Annotated in this window: 3 protein-coding genes and 1 tRNA gene; 1 reads left to right on the top strand and 3 read right to left on the bottom strand. The window is 60.5% G+C overall.

The features are described 5' to 3' along the window. Positions 1-152: 152 nt before the first annotated feature. Both F1735_RS37635 and F1735_RS32705 read right to left on the bottom strand, forming a co-directional pair. Positions 153-344 carry a DUF6444 domain-containing protein gene (locus tag F1735_RS37635; protein WP_167241070.1) on the bottom strand — a complete coding sequence of 64 codons (192 nt, stop codon included), beginning with the start codon at positions 342-344 and terminating at the stop codon, positions 153-155. A 223-nt stretch (positions 345-567) separates the two neighbouring features. After that, positions 568-643 (bottom strand) — tRNA-Arg (locus F1735_RS32705). A gap of 196 nt (positions 644-839) precedes the next feature. On the opposite strand from F1735_RS32705, the gene F1735_RS32700 reads away from it, so the two are divergent. Then, positions 840-1,730, top strand: coding sequence for a c-type cytochrome (locus tag F1735_RS32700; protein WP_167241074.1), 891 nt, complete (start codon positions 840-842; stop codon positions 1,728-1,730). 129 nt (positions 1,731-1,859) lie between these two features. On the opposite strand, the gene F1735_RS32695 is transcribed toward F1735_RS32700, so the two are convergent. Then, complete coding sequence (locus F1735_RS32695) at positions 1,860-3,902, bottom strand: M13 family metallopeptidase (protein WP_167241072.1); 2,043 nt, start codon at positions 3,900-3,902, stop codon at positions 1,860-1,862. Between the last annotated feature and the right edge of the window lie 202 nt (positions 3,903-4,104).

Raw genomic sequence — 4,104 nt, 5'->3', positions numbered from 1 at the left:
TCCCCAGCGGGCTTGATGCACACATCGCGAAATAGTCAAGCTACCCCGTCCCGGGCACGGCGGGGAATTTAACAAAAACCGCGTGCAAAGCCCAAATTTACGCGCTTTTCAAAGCCCGTTCACACGGGCTGACCGCCAACAGCTTTGTCGGACTAGCCGCGCAACGAACCGGTCTTCGGTTTTTTTGCCAACCCATCCGACGAGGGCGGCTTGCTCGAATTCTCGCTCGTCATGCCCAACGTCGCTTCGACCGCGTCCAGGCGCGCAAACAGCGCGTCAATGAGCCAGTCCTTCTCGGCACTGGACAGCTGTGTAAGGTCGGGACGGGGCGGTTTCGGTGGCATGACGACATGCTGCAGTCATTGCCACAAGTTTACAACTGATAATTGCTCCGGTCATTCAGGCTGAACAGTTACGTTCTGCTCAACAGCGCCGATTTTGGCATTTTTCACTTGCAACTCCTCGAGAATGATGGAGTGCAGTATTGAAACGGTGCTTTATATTTCTCCCCAATGGAGGAGGAATTTCTCCCCAATTGCCACAAATCGCTGCTAAGTGCTTGATTTATGGTGCGGCTGGCGGGGATCGAACCCACGACCCTTGGCTTCGGAGGCCAATACTCTATCCACTGAGCTACAGCCGCGCTGAGGAAAATCGAACGTGAGGCGAAGGATACCGTTTTTTCTGGCCCCGCGTCCATGGAAAGTGTCGCGTTACCGGGAATTTGCGTTCCATAAGAGGTGCTTTGAGTCTATAATCGCGGGTTTGGCGAGTATTTGCAAGTTCATCATGCGAACACGACCGGCCGGCAGCTTTTTGAATATTGTACTAAGGACATCATGAGCGACGCACACAACGAACACGAATCCGCGATCCGGACACCCAAGCAGCTCGTCGCTGCGGTTGCCGGCTTCTTCCTGGTCACTGTCATCGGCATCATTCTGCTCGTGACGTTCGTGACGACGACCAAAACCACGGGCGCCGGCACCGAAAGCCAGAAAGCCGAAGCGGTCGCCGCACGCCTGCGTCCGCTGGCCGACGAAGGCTTCACGCTCAAGGATGCCAACGCACCGAAGATTTTCCTCGCTGGCGACGCCGTGTACACGGCGAACTGCGCAGCCTGCCACGCAACGGGCGCGGCTGGTTCGCCGAAAATGGGCGATCCCGGCGCATGGGGCGCGCGTATCGCCCAAGGCTACGATACCTTGGTCAAGCACGCGATCGACGGTATCCGCGCGATGCCTGCCCGCGGCGGCAATCCGGACCTCGATGATGTCGAAGTAGCGCGCGCGGTCGTGCATATGGCGAACCAGAGCGGCGCCAAGTTCAAGGAACCGGCAGCGCCGGCAGCGGCAGCTCCCGCAGCAGCGGCTGCCGAAGCAGCGGCGCCCGCGCCAGCCGAAGCAGCAGCACCAGCACCTGCTGCGGCCCCAGCGGCTGCGGCCCCAGCGGCACCGGCCGACGCGCCGAAGCTGGCCGCCGATACAGGCAAGACCATCTATAACGCCTCATGTGTCGTTTGCCACGGTGCAGGTATCGCCGGTGCGCCGAAGTTCGGCGACAAGGCCGCCTGGGCCGCACGCATCGCCCAGGGCGCACCATTGCTGTATGAGCACGCCCTCAAGGGCTACATCGGCAAAGCCGGCGCCATGCCTGCCAAAGGCGGTTCGTCGGCCTCGGATGATGAAATCAAGGCTGCGGTCGATTTCATGGTTGCCGCAGCCAAGTAAGCGTTCGGCGTTCTACCGAAACCGCTCGTTCAGGGCGGTTTTTTTTTTTTTTCGCCTGGAGATATCCCCCCACAACCTGGCGTACAAAAAGGGCCACTCGCGTGGCCCCCGTCATCTCATCTCACGACATTACCAGATCGTGACCCGCTCTTTCGGCGGCAGGTACATCTTGTCGCCTTCCTTCACGCCGAACGCTTCATAGAAGGCCGGCTGGTTCATCATGGTGCCGTTGGCGCGGAACTGGCCCGGCGAATGCGGATCGGTCTTGACCTGCACGATCTGCTGCGCTTCACGCATCTTCATGCGCCATACCTGCCCGAAGCCCATGAAGAAACGCTGGTCGCCGCTCAGGCCGTCAATCACCGGCGCCGGCTTGCCGCCCAGCGACAGCTTGTAGGCCTTGTAGGCGATCGCCACGCCCGAGTTGTCGCCGATGTTCTCGCCCAGGGTCAGCTCGCCATTGACGTTGTAGCCCTTGAGCGGGCTGTAGCCGCTGTACTGCTTGACCAGCATGTCGGCCTTGGCCTGGAACTTGGCGCGGTCTTCCTTGGTCCACCATTCGCGCAGGTTGCCATCGCCATCGGACTGGCTGCCCTTGTCGTCGAAGCCGTGGCTGATCTCGTGGCCGATCACCGCGCCGATGGCGCCGTAGTTGACCGCGTCGTCCGCGCGCATGTCGAAAAACGGCGGCTGCAAAATCGACGCCGGGAACACGATTTCGTTCATCGTCGAGCTGTAGTAAGCGTTCACTGTCTGCGGCGTCATGCCCCACTCTTCGCGGTCGATCGGTTTGCCCAGCTTGTTGATGCTGCGGTTGTAGGCAAAGGTGCGCGCGCGCATCATGTTGCCGACCAAATCGTCCTGCTTGACCGTCAGCGCCGAGTAATCGCGCCATTTGCTCGGATAAGCGATCTTCGGGCGGAACTTGGCCAGCTTGGCCTGGGCTTCCTTCTTGGTTTCCGGGCCCATCCAGTCGAGCGTGTCGATGCTCTCCTTGTAGGCCATCAGCAGGTTCTGCACCAGCTCTTCCATGCGCGCCTTGCGCTCGGCCGGGAAATGCTTGCCGACGTATTGCTTGCCGACCGCTTCGCCCAGCACCGTGTTGACGGTCGCGACGCCCGTCTTCCAGCGCGGCTCATTCTCCGGCACGCCCTTGAGCACGGTTTCAAAGAAAGCGAAATCGGCGTCGACGAACTCTTTCGACAGGTATTCGGCATAGCTTGCCAGCAGATGCCATTCGAAATACGATTTCCAGGTCGCCAGGTCGGTTTTTTCCAGCACCTGGTTAAAGCCGGACAGGTAGCTCGGCTGGCCGACGATGACGTAGTCGACCTTGCCCGCGATATTGGCCGCGCCCAGCGCGTTCTTCCAGTCGTAGGCGGGGGTCAGCTCGCCCAGCTTGGCGAGCTCGACCTTGTTGTAGCGCTTGACCGGGTCGCGCAGGTCGACCTTGCTCCACTGCACTTCGGCCAGCGCGGTTTCCAGCGCCAGGATGCCCTTGGCTGCGGTGGCCGCATCTTTATGGCCGGCCATGGCCAGCGTTTTCTCGATGTGGCGCTCGTACTTGGCGCGCACTTCGGAGAGCTTGGCGTCGTCTATTTTCAGGTAGTAGTCGCGGTCCGGCAAGCCCAGGCCGCTCTGGCTGATGTAGGTGGCGTAGCGCGTCGATTCGCGGCTGTCCTGGCCCACGTAAATGCCGTACGGCGTGGCGACGCCGATTTGCGACAGGTGCGCGATCAGGGCCGGGATGGCTTTCTTTTCACGCAGCGCGCGGATGCGCTGCAATTCGCCGGCCAGCGGCTTGTAGCCGAGCTTTTCCAGCTTGGCTTGGTTCATGTAGCTGGTGTACAGGTCGCCGATTTTCTGGGCTTCGCTGCCGGCCTTCTTGTTCTTCTCGGCCTGCGCGGCTTCGATCAGGGTGCGCAGTTGCGGCAAGGTGTCGTCGCGCAACTGGGCGAAGGTGCCCCAGCTCGACTTGTCGGCCGGGATGTCGGTCTTTTTCAGCCACACGCCGTTCAGGTAATTGAAGAAATCGTCCTGCGGACGCACGCTGCTGTCGATGTATTGCATGTCGATGCCGGAAAGCGGGCCGACCGGTTTTACCGGTTCGGCGGCGCTGGCAAACGCGGCCGCCAGGCTCAGGGTCAGGGTGCTCAGGAGATAACGTTTCACGGGTGGGTGTCCTTATGGGGCAAGTAATGATGGGGCAAGTAATGATGGGGCAAGTAATGATGGGGCAAGTAAAAAGGGCTCTATGCCGTTTTGAGTGGAACTGGACAGCCGGCACGGTAGATGGTAGATCGCAACGGAGCGGCGGCTGGTTGTAGTGGATTGGCCGGAAGGTTTTTAAACTTGGACATGCGAAGGTAGGCGA

Source organism: Massilia genomosp. 1 (assembly GCF_011682185.1).
Classification (GTDB): Bacteria; Pseudomonadota; Gammaproteobacteria; order Burkholderiales; family Burkholderiaceae_D; genus Telluria_A; species Telluria_A rubra.
The sequence above is the reverse complement of the archived record's forward strand: the minus strand, read 5'-3'. Positions and strand labels throughout refer to the sequence as shown.